Genomic DNA, 17,604 nt, shown 5'->3' with positions numbered 1-17,604 from the left:
TCGATGAAAAATCCAGTTAAAATTGCCCTCCTTAAAGATTTACAAAATAAGAAACCGGTTCATGCCTTAGTGAACGGATTGGACTTAGTGATAATCAAATATGAGGATAACATCTCTGTTCTTTATGGTAGATGTCTTCATCGCGGCGCATTAATGGCGGATGGCCATATGGAAGGTCACAATCTGATTTGTGGCGTCCATGGATGGGATTATCGTTACGATACTGGGGTTTCCGAATACAATAACAGTGAGGTATTATATAAATTCAGTACAAAAATAGAAGGTGATAAATTATATGTTGACGAGTTTGAAATCAACGAATATCTAGAAAAAAATCCACAACCCTTCAATCGCGAAGAATATTTAGGTGCTTACGCCGATACGCACCCCGAAGATACCGAGCCCTACACCGGCTATATTAAAGAACTTGCCAAAAATGGCCTTAAAAACTTAGGTCATCACGGGCCTTCTGCATCCATGGGAGTAGATAGAAACACCCTTCCGAAGTGGAGCGACATACAATTCTTACCCGCACAGCTGGCCAACAGGCCCTTGTTGGATGAGGAAGAAGTGACCACCGAAGTGATTATTGGACCAAGGGCGAAAAAGCCACTAACCATCGCTATTCCTTTATTTGTGAGTGATATGAGTTTCGGGGCACTTTCCCGGGAAGCAAAAATAGCACTCTCTAAAGGGGCAGAATTGGCGGGTACAGGAATTTGTTCCGGGGAAGGCGGAATGTTGTCTCAAGAAAATGAGAATAACAATCGCTATTTCTATGAATTGGCATCGGCCCAATTTGGTTTTTCCTGGGATAAATTGGATAAGGTACAAGCTTTTCATTTTAAAGGTGGCCAAGGAGCCAAGACGGGTACCGGCGGTCACTTACCTGGCAATAAGGTAAGTAAGGAGATTGCAGAGGTCAGGGGCCTCAATGAAGGTGAAACGGCCATTTCCCCTGCTACATTCCCTAATTTTCATGGTGTTGCCGACTTCAAGGATTTTGCGGAAAAAGTAAGACTACGCACAGGCGGTATCCCCATCGGCTTCAAAATAGCTGCCAGCCATATCGAAAAGGATATCCAGTTCGCCTTGGATGTTGGCGTTGATTATATTATTCTCGATGGTCGCGGTGGAGGAACAGGTTCTGCCCCGACAATTTTGCGTGACAATATCAATGTGCCTACCATTCCAGCCTTGGCAAGGGCCAGAAAGTATTTGGACAAAATGGGTGCAACTGATGTTACCCTGATAATTACCGGAGGGTTGCGTATTGCCGAGGATTTTGCCAAAGCCCTAATGTTGGGTGCAGATGCCATTGCCGTTTCCAATTCGGCATTGCAGGCAATTGGTTGTTTGGGAATGCGTGCCTGTGGAAGCAATAATTGCCCAGTTGGAATAGCGACTCAAAAAGAATCCCTAAGAAGCAGGTTGATTATCGATTCTTCCGCCAAACAATTACATAACTATTTTGATGCCACCAATAACTTGATCAAGGTAATTTCACGCGCCTGTGGTTATGATCATATTAATAGATTCAATAAAGATGACCTATCAACCTTTAATCATGATATGCATCGCCTTACGGGAATTAATTACGCGGGAATAAACCCCTAAAAGAATTCGAAATGGTAAAAATGACGCACTTAGCTGCCCAGTACTTGGCTACCGCTGGAATTAGTTTTTTGAAAAAAAAGGATGATGATAGCCATACCAATCTGGGATTCGATACCAAAAAGGGGTGTCTGGAAACTTGGCCCCTAAACGATTACGGATGTAAAATAGCTTTGGATTATGCACAATTTTCATTGCACTGGTCGACTAACGGGAACAAGCGGAAGACCCTTCACCTCGATGGAAAATCGCATCGTGAAATCGTAAAATGGATAAAGGAGGTTACAAAGACATTGAGCGCGTCTAAAACCTATAGTTACAAACTTCATTATGAACTGCCTTATGGTAAGATGTCCGATGATTTTGTATTTTCAAAACCACCGCAAGATGACTTGGACAAAATGCTCGGTTACCGAAAAATTGCCCAACTCGCCCTGGAAAGCGTAGTAGATAAAATGGCACTCAGCACAACTATTCGTATATGGCCCCATCATTTTGACACAGGAGGTTACGAAATTATTGGCACTAGTAATCCGATTGGAGTGGGTTTTGGAATGGCCATTCCTGATTCCATCATAAATGACTTTTATATGTACACCTCTGGTTATAAAGAACATGACGGTATTGATACTAGTGTATTTGATACGATTACCTACGGCGACTGGATGAACGGGGGATTTAAGGGGGCAGTACTTCCCATGAAAACTGTCGACGAAGCGAAGGCCATTACTTTTTTTAACGAAAGCATCCGTAAATATAGAAAGCTATAGTACAAAACCACATGAACACACTTCATTTCTACGGAGCGGATTGTTCTTGAGGCTAATTTCACCAATCGATTATGAAGGTAATTTCCAAATACCAAGAAAACCCTAATATTTAGGATTGGTTGTCCTTTTCAGAATTCTAGATAAATAATGAGATACAACACATTGAAACTTCTAATCATTCTTTTTATTGGCATAGGCAATTGCTCAGCTCAATTATCCGATCTTGCTAAAATTGATTATACCCGTCTCCCCAAAGGAAATTCCGATGTTGGTTATGACAGATTGAGAGGATTGTTCAACTATCCTATTAAGGTAAATGAGGGTAGCTTTTTCTTGGTGGGACTAGACTATAGCAAAATAGAATTGTCATTTGACAGCGGCATTGAAGATTTTGATATTAATACCATTGAGGACTTTCAGCTATTGGACTTAAACATAGGATATACCTTTAAAATGAATGAAAATTGGCGATTTGGCGCTAGGTTTACACCAGGTTTCAGCTCCAATTTGGTTAAAAACCTTTCTTTTGAGGATGCCGTTTTTTCTGGGGATATTGTTTTTATTAAAGACAAGCGACATGATGATAAAGTAGCCAAACCCTATCAGTTAATTTTAGGTGTTTCCTATTCAGGAAATAGGGGAATACCCTTTCCATTGCCATTCATAAGTTATTACAGAAAATTCCATCCCAATTGGTCTTATAAACTAGGGGTGCCTAAATCTAATCTACAATACCACCTCTCAAAAAAATCCAGGTTTAAGTTAGTTGCAGAACTTGATGGTTTCACCTCCAATATTCAAGATGGTTTGCTTGTGAATAGCGATGAAATAGCAGATAAGATAAATATGTCAATCATCATCGGCGGCCTACGATATGAATACAAATTCACTGACCATCTAGAACTTTACTTGAATGTTTCCAATATTTTGAACAGTAGTGCTACCTTAAAGGATAGAAAAAACAATTCCATAATCTCTGTAAATAAAAATAATACCTATTATTTTAGGTCAGGGATACGATTCAAAATTTAAAACTATTTAGTATGGGGGAAAAGAATATAGAAAAAGCAAAAGATGCCTACTTAAGGACAGAATTGAATATTGACAAAGAACAGCTAAAAGCGCTAAAAAAGAAATTGGCCAAGGTCGAACCTCGTGCAGAACGCGGTGCAGAAACCCTGTTTCGCCTCGTTTCAAAAAATCAGTATACCCTTAATACGATGATAGATAGGAAATCGAATATTCTTATTTCCATCAATGCACTGATTCTTTCTATTGTAATTGGCACTGTCTTAAGTCAGTTAGATAAGGATCCGCATCTTATTTTTCCTGCGGTAATGATATTGACCACTAATCTAATCTCCATTGCCTATGCAATTTTTGCAACACGACCGGAGCTCAAACATGGTGGAAGGGAATCGAATAATTTGATGTTTTATGGAAATTTCCATGAAATGGGCGAAGTTGATTACATTAATGAGTTAACAGGATTGATCAATCAAGGCGATGAACTCTATAGGACCATAGCCAAGGATACCTTTCATCTAGGTAAAACAATTGATCGAAAATTTAAATTATTGCGAAAATCTTTTGATATTTTTCTAATCGGGATTATTCTTTCGGTTATCGGGTTTATTGTTTGCCATGTGTTTTTTGGTGGTATGTTTCAAGTATCGTAAATTATATAATGTGAAGGTCGGGCCAATACAAAATAAGATTAGAGCGGATTCTTTATATGCTAAGTAGAAACGTAACCTATTTATAATATTTCCTTATCCAATGGAGGTTTGTAATGGACCTGTCCACCAACTCCATAAGTTTGATGTTTGTTACCTCTAAATCCAGCATGAGTTTCAGAATCGTAACATTCTATGGTGAGTCCCTCCCTATAATTGTGAAAACCAAAATATTGTTTAAATAGAGTTGCGACTATTCTCTCCTTTTTCTTCAATTTTTTTCGAAAGTTCACTTATTCTTTTATGTTGGTTTGATTATATATTAGGTTTTACATCAAAAATATTGATGTCATTTATAGAGGTGACATGGAATGCATCACTCTATTAAAAGAAAACAAAAGTGTTCACCTATTTTCAACCTCTAAATCCCCTACCCCAATGTTTACGGGCAAAAGAAGGTATTGTATCGGCAAATAGCTCAAACTTTATCATTTCCTTTACCTACCGAGGCCAGAAAGTGATACAGCCAGACTAGTGGTTATTCTACGGGCAACCCAATAATGACCTTTGTCCCTTCGGGATTCCCTTGTTCACTTACCCCATCTTCTATGGTTATGATTCCCTCTTGTACATATTTTGTACAGAAGTGCATTAATCGTTCTTTAGACAGGTTGATACCTACCGAGGGGCGATCGTGTATTCTTCTTTTTTTCAACTCTTGGGATCGTTCCCGACCAATACCATTATCCATGATTTCAATATGAATAGACCCATGGGCCGATTTAGCGATACGAATGATCAAGCACATGTTTACTTTTTTAGGGGACAGACCGTGCCAAATGGCATTCTCAAGAAAGGGCTGTAACAATAATGAAGGGATTTTGACCATACCCGTATTAACATCATCCGCTACTTCAATTTTAAAATCGAGCTTACCATTAAAACGAATATTCTCAATATATACGTATAGCTTCATGGTTTCCAATTCCTCGGTCAAGCTAGACTCCTTTTCCATAGTGGAAGACAAGATTCTTCGTATAAGTTTGGAAAACTTATTCATATAATAGACGGCTTTCCCTTTGTCATTGTCAATGATATAACGTTTTATGGAATTCAGGGAATTAAAGATAAAATGTGGGTTCATCTGGCTGCGAAGGGCCAGTAATTTAAGTTCTGCCAATTCCTTTTCAAAATTGACTTTTAGCGATTTTAGCCTTTCCGCCTCGGCCTCAAGGCTCATGGTCTTTACCTGTTGCTCCAATTGCTGTTGCACTTTTCCACGAAGATCCTCATTTTCCCTCAGCTGTCTTATAAGCTTTTCCTGGGAGCTGTTCCGTTCATTCAAAATAAGCTTTTGCTTATGGCCCAAACCCAATGAAAAAAGGATGTTCTCCAATAAAAAACCAACGTATAGCACGCTATAGGAAGGTTCCTGGGACATTCCCTTTTGCCCTAAGTCCAGATAAATCAATAATGACACCACTGAAAAAAGGAACAAGCAAAATGACCCAAAAATCATATAATACTTCAGTGGGCTACCAATTTTAAAAAACGGGATATAGATGACAAGCCCAAGCACACTCATCATAACGGTAAAGCCAAAATACCCCTTTAGTAAAAGTGTAAAACTACCCGTAAAAAAATGAATGATCAACAATACCATACAATAAGCAATGATGACATACAAAGCCCAAAGACAATATTTGTACCAGCGGGGTAGTTGCTCCTTAATGTTCAGGAACCTAAAGGCGAATATTACATACAGACAATAATAAACCTCGGTATACACCATGGGGTATGCAAAAATATTCTTGACCGGTAAAAAGAGTTCTACCAAGAATCCCCCATCCAAAAGGTGCAGTTGTGAGAGTATTATAAAAAAAGTATATCCGCTATAGAGGAGATAAAGCTTATCCTTCTGTTGAAAATAAAGTAAAAAATGATATACGGTGAGTATAAAGAGCGCTCCTAGGGTGAACATTAGAAACCCATTTTGAATGGGGTACTCGTAAAAATACTCCAAGTAGCTTTGTCCTAAGTCCTTTTCAACCATTCAGCAATTGTAACAATTGTTGTTTTTTTGACCGCGAGACCGGTATGGTGCTCCCATCCTCAAGCACTACATAGTATCCCTGATGGTTCACATACTCCTTTACCGCATCCAAACGTATCAGGTAAGAATTATGCAATCTAAAAAAACCTTTGCCCAACAGTTCTTCCATTTCCTTTAGTTTTTTGCTCATTACTTCCTTTTTGCCATCATTAAAAACCACTTCGCAATAACTACCGTCAGATTTACAGTACAGAATGTTTCCCTTAAACACAAAAAGCGTCTTGCCCAATAAGGGTAGGGCTACTTTGGTCATCTTTTTGGGATTCCAATCGTCCAGCATATTTTTAAGCTCGGCACCCAGAATATTGTGTTTCTTATTACTGCGTATCCTATCCAGGACTTCCTTTAGATCATCGGAATCTATCGGTTTCAATAAATAATCCATGGCATGTTGCCTAAATGCCTTGATCGCATAATTATCATAAGCCGAAGTAATAATCAAATCGAAATCGCGATAATGCAGGGAGGCAAGCATCTCAAAACCGTCCATTTCAGGCATTTCAATATCCAAGAAAACACAATCGGGCTTTAGGTAATTAATGGCCGAAATGGCTTCAACAGGATTGGTAAACGCTTCAATAACCTGAACATCCTTACAAAATTGGTCAATCTCCCATTTTAGATTCTTAATGGCGTTGTATTCATCATCTACGATTATGGACTTTATCATGGAGCACAATGGTATGTTACTTAAAGATAAGAAAATGTATTGGAACTTGTGTGGCCAATCCATTGTCGGGCAGCCTATTAGGGTAAACGGTAATATAAATGCCATTGTTGGTAAACTAACCCCCTACATATGCCTCCTTTCAATTTATCCGAGAATACCTACCAACCACAAATCCACACCTGTAAAATATAAATTGCGAATCTTATAACCTTTTTCATTTTATAACTTGTTTGGACTTCCCCCTTACATTTTTTATCAACCCAGTATCCGAATTGCTTTGGATACAAAACATAATTAATAGGATGAAGTATTACTCATTAGCCCTAGTATTGGTGTTATTGGCGGGATGCAAGACCGATCAGAAAAAACCTGAAGTCCCAGAGCCAACCCAATCCCATATAACACTAGAGGAATCCGGTTTGGTCAACATCCTTACCCGTGGTATGGAGTTTGTCTCAAAAGACACCCTTAACTCCGGCTGGAACACGTTGACCTATAAAAATGAATCCGCGGAAGTCCATTTTATATTACTGGATCTATATCCCGCAGGTAAAACCGTGGTGGATACCGAAAACGATATCCTTCCCCCATTCGCAGAGGGTATGAAACTTATTATGGACGGTGATATGGACAATGCCATACAGGCTTTTGGCAAGTTGCCGGAATGGTTTCAAAAAGTGAGGTACATGGGAGGTACTGGACTTATTTCCCCTGAAAATACGGCAAAAAGCACCGTCTATCTTGAACCTGGCCTTTATATTATGGAATGCTATGTAAAAATGATGGATGGAACTTGGCATACCAGCCATGGTATGTACAAGCAAATTATTGTAACGGAAGACAAAACGTTACTTCAACCTCCAAAAGCAACTGCCCAAATCAACATATCCAGTACAAAAGGCATCGTACTGAAGGACAGTGTTTCATCTGGAAATCAAATCTTTCAAGTGCAATTTGAGGACCAGACGGTATATGAACACTTTTTGGGTCACGACATCAATCTGGTGCGCTATGACGATTCTGCCGAATTACCCGATTTATTGGAATGGTTGAATTGGATGAACCCAAAGGGCCTTAGAAGTCCAGCCCCAAAAGGATTTACTTTTTTGGGAGGCATGAACAACCTACCAAGTGGTGCCACCGGATATTTCGAGGCAAACCTTACCCCTGGCAATTATATACTCGTTTCCGAAGTTCCAGCGGCGGATGACAAAAAACTGTATTATAATTTTTCAGTAACCCATTAGAAATTGTATTCCCATGCAAACAAAACACATCATAATAACCCTGGTCTGCTTTCTTACAGTTGTCAATTCCGAAGCTCAATTTCTAAAAAAACTAAAAAAGAAAGCCGAAAATGCAATAGAACGGACCATTCTAAACAGAACGGACAAAGAAGTGTCCAAAACCACGAACAATACCATAGATTCCATTACAAAAGGAGGGAAAGACAAGAAAGATAACTCCAAGAACATTGGGGAAACCGAAAAAAACCTTGACAAAAAGGAAAAACAAATACCGACTGGAACCGAGTTTGAAAATCCATCCTTGAAAAAAAATACCGATGCCAAATGGGCATGGTACACTTCGGATGTTAGGGTAACCTCATACGATAAACAAAAAGAATCAAATATGGTAAGCTATTTTGATGCCGATGCGGTTGCAATGCGCTCGGACTATGTTGATCAAGAAACGGGGGCTCCACTTACATCCTATACTGATAGTGAGGGTTTCTTTATCAGTTATAACCCAAGGGAGCAACGGTATACCAAAACGTCCCTATTTGCAATGCCCGGTATGAGCATGATGGCGCCCAGTATGATGGCCAGTGCCTATAAATTACCCGAAGGCAGCATTTTTGAAGGGATGGAGGCCATGGAAAAACAAGGACTTGCTGTTTATCCGTTCATGCACGTAGACTTTCCATTTGTAATCCGACCTGAACATTTTAGGGATGAAATGATTGCTGACAGATATAAAGAATCACAAATAGCGTGTAGAGGCAGTATGGATTGCACCAAATTCAGTGTAGTTGAGAGTGGCCATGAGGGCAGCTACATCTTGTTCGACAATCAAAACAGATTGATTGAAATAAACATTGTCATAAAAAATGACCCCTATTTTGAATCAGGCAAGGGAAAAATCGAATACTTCTACGAAAATGTTGAAGTACAAGTACCGGCCGCCGTTGAAAAGAAAATGTTTGGGCAAGACCTATTGAAAAAAGGAATGGAGAACAATTGATGACCATTAAACTAAAAAAATGAAAACTCTCATAATAACAAAACACTTCATAGTAACACTTTTGCTGCTCAGCACCCTTAATATGGCCCAAGCAAACTGTACAACAACAGAAACTACCAGTACAGTATTGCCTAACTATGAAGAAGCAGACCTTCATGTACAAAATAGTGTCCAGCCTATGGTTACTGAACTTGGGGGTGCTGTAACTTTCATCATTGCAGTCAACAATAAAGGCCCTGCATCATCCAACGACATTGTTTCCAAAGTAGTTTTTCCCAGTAGTTATAGCATCACAAATGTTTCTGTGACCCATGGCAACTACGACCAAACCACCAAATTATGGAATGTCGGCACGCTCGATGCATGGAAGCGAGCGGTTATGACAGTAATGGTAATTGTTTTGGACGATACCGATCTTATGACCACTGCCGAACTGATCAAATGTAGCACAACAGACCCGGACAGTACTCCCAATAATGGCATAGACACCAATGGCAATGGACTCATAATTGATGATGAAGGTGATGAAGACGATGGAGACGGACAGGATGTGAAAATAAGTGATCTTCATAGATCTAGTAATAATGAAAGTGCCAACAATAGAAGTAAAAAAATTACTCCAAACGAGTTCAGCTTTGATACGGACGTAAAAATGGTAATGGAGCATAAAAAGGACAAAATTATTTCCTTTTTGGATTTCGACTCCATGGCCATGCGCATGGAATACCATAGTAAAGGTAAAAACCCAGATCCTGTGTATTGGGACAAAGATGGCTATATCTATTCTGGCGAAAAGGGAAACTATTACAAAATCCCTTTTGATGAAGTGAAAAACATGGGCAAGAACATCGTAAAAATGTTTAGTATGGGCAATGAGGACATGCTCGGCGACCATAATGTAGAATGGCCCAGTGAACCCATAATTTACAATGGTTACGAACTCCACGTGCATCCCAATCGCTATCCAATGGTAGAATGGGTGTTTGTGTACCACCCGGATGTTTTTAGGGGAGCCGAAAATATCACCGAAGAAAAAGTAGATTGCCGGGGCGATGGAGGTTGCTCAAAGTTCACCCTCACCAAGGGTGAAGGCGCGGGATCTACTGTTTTATTTGACACTCAAAACAGGTTGGCCGAAATCACAAATCCAGATGGCGCCTCGATGATCTATACTTATGAACGCTGCTCGGTAACCTTGCCGCAAGCGCAATCCTTCAACTTTAATTTTAAAAATTGATATGAATAACCCAATCCTTTAAATGACAAATTAACACACGTTTCACGAATAAATATTTTTACTCTTAACATTAATTCTAAATCATGAAAAAAATCAATCTCATTATTACAACAGCTTTATTGTACTTTACATTTTCTTTCACTGTAAATGCCCAAACCGACACCAAATTGGGTGTATTTCTTGCCTACGGCACCGAAGTTGAAAATATAGGAATAGGTGCCAATGCGGAATTTCCAATTATTGACAAATTGACCATTTCGCCTTCGTTTATTTATTATCTACCTAAAGACGAATCCGGTGTGAAAATCAACTGGTTCGAAGTCAATGCCAATGCCAATTATTATTTTTTGGATGAAGAAACAATTGGTGTTTACGGAATTGCAGGACTAAATTATTCCAGCGTTAAGGTAAGCTACGATGACAACGATCTTGGTTTTTTGGGAGACTTTTCGGCCAGTGATGGGCGTTTTGGACTTAACCTCGGCGGTGGTGCCAATTTTAATATAGGAGGGAGCATTACCCCGTTCGCTGAATTAAAATATGTAATCATTGATGGCGGACAATTGGTAGTTGCCGGTGGCGTAAAGTTTAGGATATAAGAATCAAAAACACACAACAAGAGTTTTACCTATGTGCCTTTGAAGCAAACATTCAAGAAAGTCAATGTCTCCGAGTTTCATTTCAACGTTCAAAGCACATTTAAAAAAAAGGAGGGGTTAAACACGTAAAGATCCCCATAAACAACTAATTATGGAAAAGTTTTTACCCGTAGATCTCCCTTCTTTTTTATAGGATTGGTTCGGAGATAACAAAGTAACAGATGAAAATAACAACCTTAAAAATCAATCGAATGGGTATACATGTATTTATCGACAAATTAACAAGTAAACAAGTATTCAGAACCTGTTGTCTGGCCATAGCATTTTTAATCACAATAAGCTGTAGCAGCGACGACACCGATGACGACACATCATCCTTTGATTGCCAAGCCGGAACATGGACCGAATGGGTCGAAAACGAATTCACCGCCTATTATAATGCCATAAACGTTTATAGTCAGGACCCTACTGAGTCGAATTGTGCCCTTGTTGAATCGACAGCTTATGATTACCTGGAAGCATTACGGGATATAGTCGACTGTGTTCCTACGGCAAATCAAGACGCAATCAACCAAGCCATAGATGAGGCAAAAGAAGAAGTGGACAGTAACCCTTGTGGTTGATGGCATTTTGAAACATAGGATGTAATCTAACCACAAAGCATATCCCTTATATAGTAGAAGTAAATTTCACACAAGTTTTTATAGTCTCCTTTGTTGTAGGTGGTTTTCTGAAATCCTGTAGATCAATAGTGGGTAAAAGGGAAGCTCAAAGAAAAAAGGAACTGGAAAAATTAGAAGAACAATTAAAAGAAGGATCTACATCCTGGTAAAGGGTTAAAAGAACTTGGTAAAAATAACAATTGATGATAAACCTTAGATTTAAAATGAAATATCCACTAAAAACTATTGCAATAACTTTTAGCTCCTTCTTTTTATTTTCTTGTGGCGATGATAAATCAAAAAACAAACAGATTATTCAAAAAACAGTAAAGGCAGTTAAGGAAACACCTAAAACCAACGATTTTAGGGAGCACTTAAAAATGACAGAACCTGCTACAGAAACACAATTCCAAAACTGGTTACCAACCAATCTTGGAAATTTTAAAAGGGCAGAGTTTACCACCTCCCGCATTTCGCAAAACGACATTGCATCAGCAGGAGCTATCTATACAGATGGAGACGGCAAAAAACTAGAACTCACCATTGTGGATGGAGCCAGCAAGGATGGTTTATTGGCAATAAACTCCCATTATATGGCCCAGACTATGAAATTTAGTAGTGAAAAATCATCAGGCCATCAAAAAACATATGAAAACAAGGGACTCAAAGTATTGGAAACCTATGTTGCAAAGGACAGTTATTATGAAGTTAAATTCCTGTACAATATGCGTTTTGGTATTACCCTGGTAAGTCGAGGACTAAGTTATGATGAGCTTTGGAAAATTATAACCGAATTGGAATTGGACAACTTGAAAAATTTATAAATACAAAAAATAAAGTGCCCAAAACATTGGAAAACATTTTTAACCATACAACACTTTATATCGGTATAAAAAAGTTAGGATTTACCCGCTTAAAACTTAAATAGAAGTAAAACTATTTAAACATCCTTAATTATGAAAACAATAAATCCCATTTCGGTAACAACACTATTCTACCTTTCATTTTCTATAACCGCCATTTCCCAAACAGCAACAAAAACTGGTGGATTATTAGCCTATGGTACCCAAATTAAAAATATTGGTATTGGAACCCTTACCCAATTCCCTATAATCGACAAATTGACTACCTCCCCATCATTAAAATATGATATATCCAAGGACAAATCCAGTAGGAAACCCACATGGCCCGAAGTAAATGGCTATGCCAACTTTTATTTACTCGAGAAGAATAAGAAAAGTTTTAATACCCATGAAGGCCTAAATCACTCGAATGATAATATAGATTATGAAGTAGATTATGGTTTTCTAAGCAATATTTCTGCTGGTGACGGCCGCCTGGGCGATAATTTGGGTGGTAGCAGTTTTAATTTTGATGGAAGCCTTACTTCCATTACCGAAATAAAATATGTGCTTATTGAAGAAGGTCTATTGGTAACAACTACTAGTGTAAAATTTAATATTAAAAAAAATGAAACCTTTAATTAATAAAAATCGTGTTTATCTTCTTTTGTTAATGGTCTTAGCCTGCAGCAAAGATGATAACAAAACAGAAACGCCAAAGGAATTGGCAGAATGTGGCCTTATTGAACTTGGAGCACCAAGTGTTTTTCCAACCGATAAATTATTTCTCAATGGTATTGATGAAAGCTTAAAAGAAAAATTAACGGCCGAATTTTGGTACCACGATGCTTTTACAGGAGTATCGATGCCTGTAGAAACTGATGAAAATGACAAATCATTTATCATGGCACCTGTACATCCTGAATTACCAATTGAAGGAGGTGAATTACAAGTGGTTTTTAAAAACGCTACAGGAACAGTTATCTGCGACCCAAAAGCGTTAACAATTTCTGAGTTACCTAAAGCAGAAGGATATACAAACAAAGTCATTTCAAGTTTTCAAAACCTATTAAAACAACGAACCGATTTTTTAAACATAGACCAAGCCATGCTAGCAGGCGATTTGGATAATATCGATCCAAAGGATGTTCCTTTTGCAATGCTATACAATTTATTGAACAATGAAGATGCCGAATTTGCCTTAATACCCTTTTTGAATAATGATATAGTCTTGACCGACGAAAGTGTCGATAAAGCAACAAGTATCGATATTACCAATCGATTGCTTAATAAATATGGTGTTTTGGATTATTTAAACCAAAGCATCAAAGACTTTGAGGCCGAAAACAGCACCAATGCAAGTGGAAAATCAAACAAAACCAATGAAAGTGCTGGATGCTATAATCTAGATGCCGAAGATTTGGTCGACCAAATGAGATCCGCTGCCAATACCGAATATAGCGACCCAAATACAATTACAGGTAAATATTTTAACGACCTTTCCAAAGCAGCTGCCGCAGTTGGAATTATTCCCCAGGCAGCAACAGCAGCTACCATTGTTGGAGCAATTGTATGGGCAATTCAAAAAATAGAAGAAGGCTATAGTAAAACCCGATTGTCCCACTTCACAGAATTTGAATTTAGCCTTTTGAATAATGACTTCTTAGAAGAAAAGGCTTGTCCAGAACCCATACTGACCGCTGTGGTTTATGCCGCAAGTCAAGATTGGTCTATTGATAAAACCATTTGGGAGTCTTTAATGCAAGCCAGTTCATTTATTTCTACCCCTGCAGGTAAAAATATAGTGGAAGAAATAGGGTTTGGAGCCGTTTCAACCTTTACCTCTACCCAATTGTCAAATTTAGCTAATCTAGGAAATTGGGAAGACGGAATATTAAAAGTCCCTGCCATTGAATGTGGCCCCATTAATGTACTGAATAGTAAATATTTAAAGGGTAAAACCCAAGGTAGTGCTTTTGAAGTCGATTATACAGATAACGGTGGAATAGAGGTTTATCCTATTAACACTGGAGCGGATGTTGTGGAACTCAGTCTTCGAACAGATGTGTTTTATGGACAAACAATATCTGATTCACAAGAATTAAACTTAACCCCAGTGGAGATTAAATGGACCCACCCTACTACAAACCCTTATATTGTAACACCAGGAGACCCTGTTGATTTACAATTAGAACTGAAAAATACCATAAGTTTTGATATTGATTTAGCTACCCCTCCTGAGGTAGGCGTTATATATGGAGATAATTATTCTGAAGCCCCTAATCAAAATTTCACAATTCTAACACCGGTTGATGAAAGTAAATACCCTTTTACAGTAACTGCCGAGTTTATTTCTTTTGAGTGTTTTAGAGGCACGAAATATGCCAAACCCATCACAGCCGAAATAATAATCAACAACAGTAAAATCAATGTTTATACAAACGATGACACTTGTTTTCAAGTTGGCGATTATAAAGAATTTAACGTAAATGTAACCGGTGATGACAAAGAGGTTGTTTGGTCTGCTAAAAACGAATCTGGACAAACTGTCGGTATTAATCAAGAAGGAGGTTTTACAGCTCCCAACACAGATGGAAAATACTACATAACCGCAGCCCTTAAATCCAATTCAGAAATATTCGACACTATAGAAGTAGAGGTTGTTGGCTCATGTACTTGTTACTGGAATTTCTCGGGGGGCTCTTATGCAATGAGTTATAATCAGGCATGGTATTCCACTCAGGGAGACCTAACTACCGGAAGTTTACAATTAAACCTTCATAACGATTTCGATGTTATTGGAGATGAAGAAGTGATTATTAACATGTATACGTCCTTTTTACCTGAAGAAGGAGAAACCAAGATTACTACTGGCACCAATAATGATGATATAGCAAGCAACTTGATAACCGTTCGCGGCTTAAATTTCCCAGGACAAAGTGCTGTTATCGGACCTACAGGAAATTATAGTGTAACCCTTAAATGGAAAAACCAATATTTAGAAGGTACAATTACAGGAACTCTCCAAAAAAGTACATTAGAAGGAGATTCTGAAATTCCTTTCACTCTAAAATTTGGAGCTAATGAAGGTTTATTAAGCTGTGATAATTAATAAAATATTGTACCAATTTGACCTGAAAAAGGTTGAATATTTTTCAAAATAGAAGGATTAAACAATTTGTAAATAATAAAAAGATGAATAATAAAATTTTATTGATGGTATCGGCATTCGTCCTGTCAACGGTTCTATACTGTTGTAAAAATGGAAATACATCGCATATAGGACCAAAAGAAGACATTGTCAGTACAAAAATTACAAAGCCCTTGGTTTCTGAAATTCTAAATGATGGTAAAACAAAAAGTAACCGTCATGGGATAAATACCGATCAAGACGATTGGTACTGGAAAAACACCCAAATGAGTAAAAACAATATTTTTGAAAATTGGGGATTTGGCCAAGTAGATGTGGTCATGGTATATCGATACCTCCAAAATGAAACCATACCAAAAACACTTAAAATCGGTCATATTGACAATAAGGGGTCAATTACCATAAACTTGCCAAAAACCATACAAACGGAGACGAAATTAGGTAATCTACAAAACTTGGTATTCTATGATATTCAGGATATAGGTAAATTCAACTATACGAATGCTGCTAGTGGTTACTTTGGGAAGACCACCTTAAATGTAGAACAGAATGGAAAGGTTATCGGCAACCTGACCCTGGGCAATTCGGTACGTACCACCTACAACCTTACCAACCAAAGTACCTTGACCATGGGTGATGAAGGGTATATCATTTCTTGGGCTTATCTTGATGAATTTGCCAGTTTGCAGGGTATCGAAAATACAAAGAATACCGTGCGAAGAGACGAAACAAAAACCATTGAAGCAGAAAATTCCGTAGTCTACAACCTCGATTTTAAACCGGGTTGGAATCTTGTTAAAACAGAAGTCATTGGAAAATATGACCTTGAACACGAACGTGGATTAAATGCTTCATGGTTTAAAAAGCATGTACATAGCGTTGTTGCGGAAATACCGGAAGATGCCGCTTATTTCTTTAGGTCAAATTAAAAAACGGCTTCATATACTTACCCCTGACCGGATAAATCAGCAATTGATCGGTGTTACTTTCCGGGACTTTTTGAACCTCATATACTCTCCTAACACCTATAAAATATAGAGAAATTTTTCTGTATCTCGAAAGTAAAGGTTGTTCACCCATGGCCAAGGTTCTTCATTTGCTTTGTTAAGAAGACTTATTTTGTTGTGGGCTCTATTTTGTCAAGAGGTATATTCAGAAGGGGAACAACCAAAATATTCCTTAAAACATGTGGAGAAATATGCCGGTTGGTTAAACCCAACGGCATATCCGATTTCTGAGATATTCACTCCCTTCTTTTTAATTAGTTGGGCCGCAAGCTTAAGTCGTTGGGCCCTTATAAATTCCGATGGGGGGTGAATTCTCTTTCCTGCCCTGCCCTTCAACTTAATCATACGAAAACAAGCAAATATTGGTTCTTCCCTTCCATGTATAGGGGTCGTAAACCTTCTGCGCAAATGCTATGTTCCGGTTTTGATATGGGGAATGGATTTTTGGTGATCTTTTAACATTAATTTAAAGGGTTCCTAGGGCAAACTTCGGGTATATCAATCATAATATTTTGTAACTTCCACAAAATCACTTATTCACACAATACGTATGGCAAGTTTTAATCTGAATATCAACGGAAAGACACAGCAAGTGGATGTCGACCCCTCTACCCCCATTTTATGGGTATTGCGCGACCATCTAGATTTGTTGGGCACCAAATATGGTTGTGGAATTGCACAATGCGGTTCCTGCACCATACATGTAGGGGGAATGGCGGTACGATCCTGCCAATTACCGGTTTCTGCCGTGGGCAACCAAGAGATCACAACAATTGAAGGCTTATCGGAAAATGGCGACCACCCCGTTCAACAAGCTTGGTTGGAGCACGATGTATACCAATGCGGCTATTGCCAAGCAGGCCAGATCATGTCAGCCTCTGCCCTATTGAAGAGCAATCCAAATCCCACCGACGAAGAAATCGAAGGTTCCATGAATGGCAACATATGTCGTTGTGGTACGTACACACGAATAAAGAAAGCCATCAAAACAGCGGCAGCCAACTCGGAAAACGCTTAAA

Annotated in this window: 17 protein-coding genes; 14 read left to right on the top strand and 3 right to left on the bottom strand. The window is 38.5% G+C overall.

The window, feature by feature from the left end; translation table 11 throughout:
* The first annotated feature begins 3 nt into the window (after positions 1-3).
* From LX92_RS19630 to LX92_RS19615, 4 genes are all read left to right on the top strand, one after another.
* Positions 4-1,617, top strand: a complete 1,614-nt coding sequence (locus LX92_RS19630; protein WP_109654272.1) for a glutamate synthase-related protein — start codon at positions 4-6, stop codon at positions 1,615-1,617.
* 20 nt (positions 1,618-1,637) lie between these two features.
* Positions 1,638-2,384, top strand: coding sequence for a hypothetical protein (locus tag LX92_RS19625; protein ID WP_170117901.1), 747 nt, complete (start codon positions 1,638-1,640; stop codon positions 2,382-2,384).
* A 147-nt stretch (positions 2,385-2,531) separates the two neighbouring features.
* Positions 2,532-3,416, top strand: a complete 885-nt coding sequence (locus LX92_RS19620; protein ID WP_109654268.1) for a DUF6268 family outer membrane beta-barrel protein — start codon at positions 2,532-2,534, stop codon at positions 3,414-3,416.
* 11 nt (positions 3,417-3,427) lie between these two features.
* Positions 3,428-4,063, top strand: coding sequence for a Pycsar system effector family protein (locus tag LX92_RS19615; protein ID WP_109654266.1), 636 nt, complete (start codon positions 3,428-3,430; stop codon positions 4,061-4,063).
* Between the two features lie 535 nt (positions 4,064-4,598).
* Here the strand turns inward: LX92_RS19615 and LX92_RS19610 are convergent.
* Together LX92_RS19610 and LX92_RS19605 are read right to left on the bottom strand one after the other, a co-directional pair.
* On the bottom strand, positions 4,599-6,113 hold the full coding sequence (locus tag LX92_RS19610) for a sensor histidine kinase (RefSeq protein ID WP_109654264.1): 1,515 nt from the start codon (positions 6,111-6,113) through the stop codon (positions 4,599-4,601).
* Entirely contained in the window at positions 6,106-6,843 is a 738-nt protein-coding gene (locus LX92_RS19605; protein WP_170117900.1) for a LytR/AlgR family response regulator transcription factor, read from the bottom strand. The genes LX92_RS19610 and LX92_RS19605 overlap by 8 nt, the downstream gene beginning before the upstream one ends.
* Before the next feature lie 302 nt (positions 6,844-7,145).
* Here LX92_RS19605 and LX92_RS19600 point away from each other — a divergent pair, with 302 nt between their 5' ends.
* From LX92_RS19600 to LX92_RS19560, 9 genes are all read left to right on the top strand, one after another.
* Complete coding sequence (locus LX92_RS19600) at positions 7,146-8,090, top strand: hypothetical protein (protein WP_109654260.1); 945 nt, start codon at positions 7,146-7,148, stop codon at positions 8,088-8,090.
* A gap of 13 nt (positions 8,091-8,103) precedes the next feature.
* Positions 8,104-9,087, top strand: a complete 984-nt coding sequence (locus LX92_RS19595; RefSeq protein WP_109654258.1) for a hypothetical protein — start codon at positions 8,104-8,106, stop codon at positions 9,085-9,087.
* Positions 9,088-9,106: 19 nt separating this feature from the next.
* Positions 9,107-10,324, top strand: a complete 1,218-nt coding sequence (locus tag LX92_RS19590; protein ID WP_109654256.1) for a DUF11 domain-containing protein — start codon at positions 9,107-9,109, stop codon at positions 10,322-10,324.
* An 83-nt stretch (positions 10,325-10,407) separates the two neighbouring features.
* Positions 10,408-10,923 carry an outer membrane beta-barrel protein gene (locus tag LX92_RS19585; RefSeq protein WP_109654253.1) on the top strand — a complete coding sequence of 172 codons (516 nt, stop codon included), beginning with the start codon at positions 10,408-10,410 and terminating at the stop codon, positions 10,921-10,923.
* 251 nt (positions 10,924-11,174) lie between these two features.
* Entirely contained in the window at positions 11,175-11,546 is a 372-nt protein-coding gene (locus tag LX92_RS19580) for a hypothetical protein (RefSeq protein WP_146197875.1), read from the top strand.
* Between the two features lie 263 nt (positions 11,547-11,809).
* Positions 11,810-12,409 (top strand): hypothetical protein, encoded by a 600-nt coding sequence (locus tag LX92_RS19575; RefSeq protein ID WP_109654249.1) that lies wholly within the window; start codon positions 11,810-11,812, stop codon positions 12,407-12,409.
* Positions 12,410-12,541: 132 nt separating this feature from the next.
* On the top strand, positions 12,542-13,072 hold the full coding sequence (locus LX92_RS19570) for a hypothetical protein (RefSeq protein WP_109654247.1): 531 nt from the start codon (positions 12,542-12,544) through the stop codon (positions 13,070-13,072).
* Positions 13,056-15,539 carry a hypothetical protein gene (locus tag LX92_RS19565; protein WP_109654245.1) on the top strand — a complete coding sequence of 828 codons (2,484 nt, stop codon included), beginning with the start codon at positions 13,056-13,058 and terminating at the stop codon, positions 15,537-15,539. Before LX92_RS19570 ends, LX92_RS19565 begins: the two co-directional genes overlap by 17 nt.
* 83 nt (positions 15,540-15,622) lie before the next feature.
* Positions 15,623-16,507 (top strand): hypothetical protein, encoded by an 885-nt coding sequence (locus LX92_RS19560; RefSeq protein WP_109654243.1) that lies wholly within the window; start codon positions 15,623-15,625, stop codon positions 16,505-16,507.
* A gap of 210 nt (positions 16,508-16,717) precedes the next feature.
* Here LX92_RS19560 and LX92_RS19555 read toward each other — a convergent pair whose 3' ends face one another.
* Positions 16,718-16,930, bottom strand: coding sequence for a helix-turn-helix domain-containing protein (locus LX92_RS19555; RefSeq protein WP_109654241.1), 213 nt, complete (start codon positions 16,928-16,930; stop codon positions 16,718-16,720).
* A gap of 205 nt (positions 16,931-17,135) precedes the next feature.
* On the opposite strand from LX92_RS19555, the gene LX92_RS19550 reads away from it, so the two are divergent.
* Positions 17,136-17,603, top strand: coding sequence for a (2Fe-2S)-binding protein (locus LX92_RS19550; RefSeq protein ID WP_109654239.1), 468 nt, complete (start codon positions 17,136-17,138; stop codon positions 17,601-17,603).
* Position 17,604 lies beyond the last annotated feature (1 nt).

The organism is Maribacter polysiphoniae (assembly GCF_003148665.1).
GTDB lineage: Bacteria > Bacteroidota > Bacteroidia > Flavobacteriales > Flavobacteriaceae > Maribacter_A > Maribacter_A polysiphoniae.
Note: the sequence above shows the minus strand (reverse complement) of the source record. Positions and strands in the feature narration are given on the sequence as shown.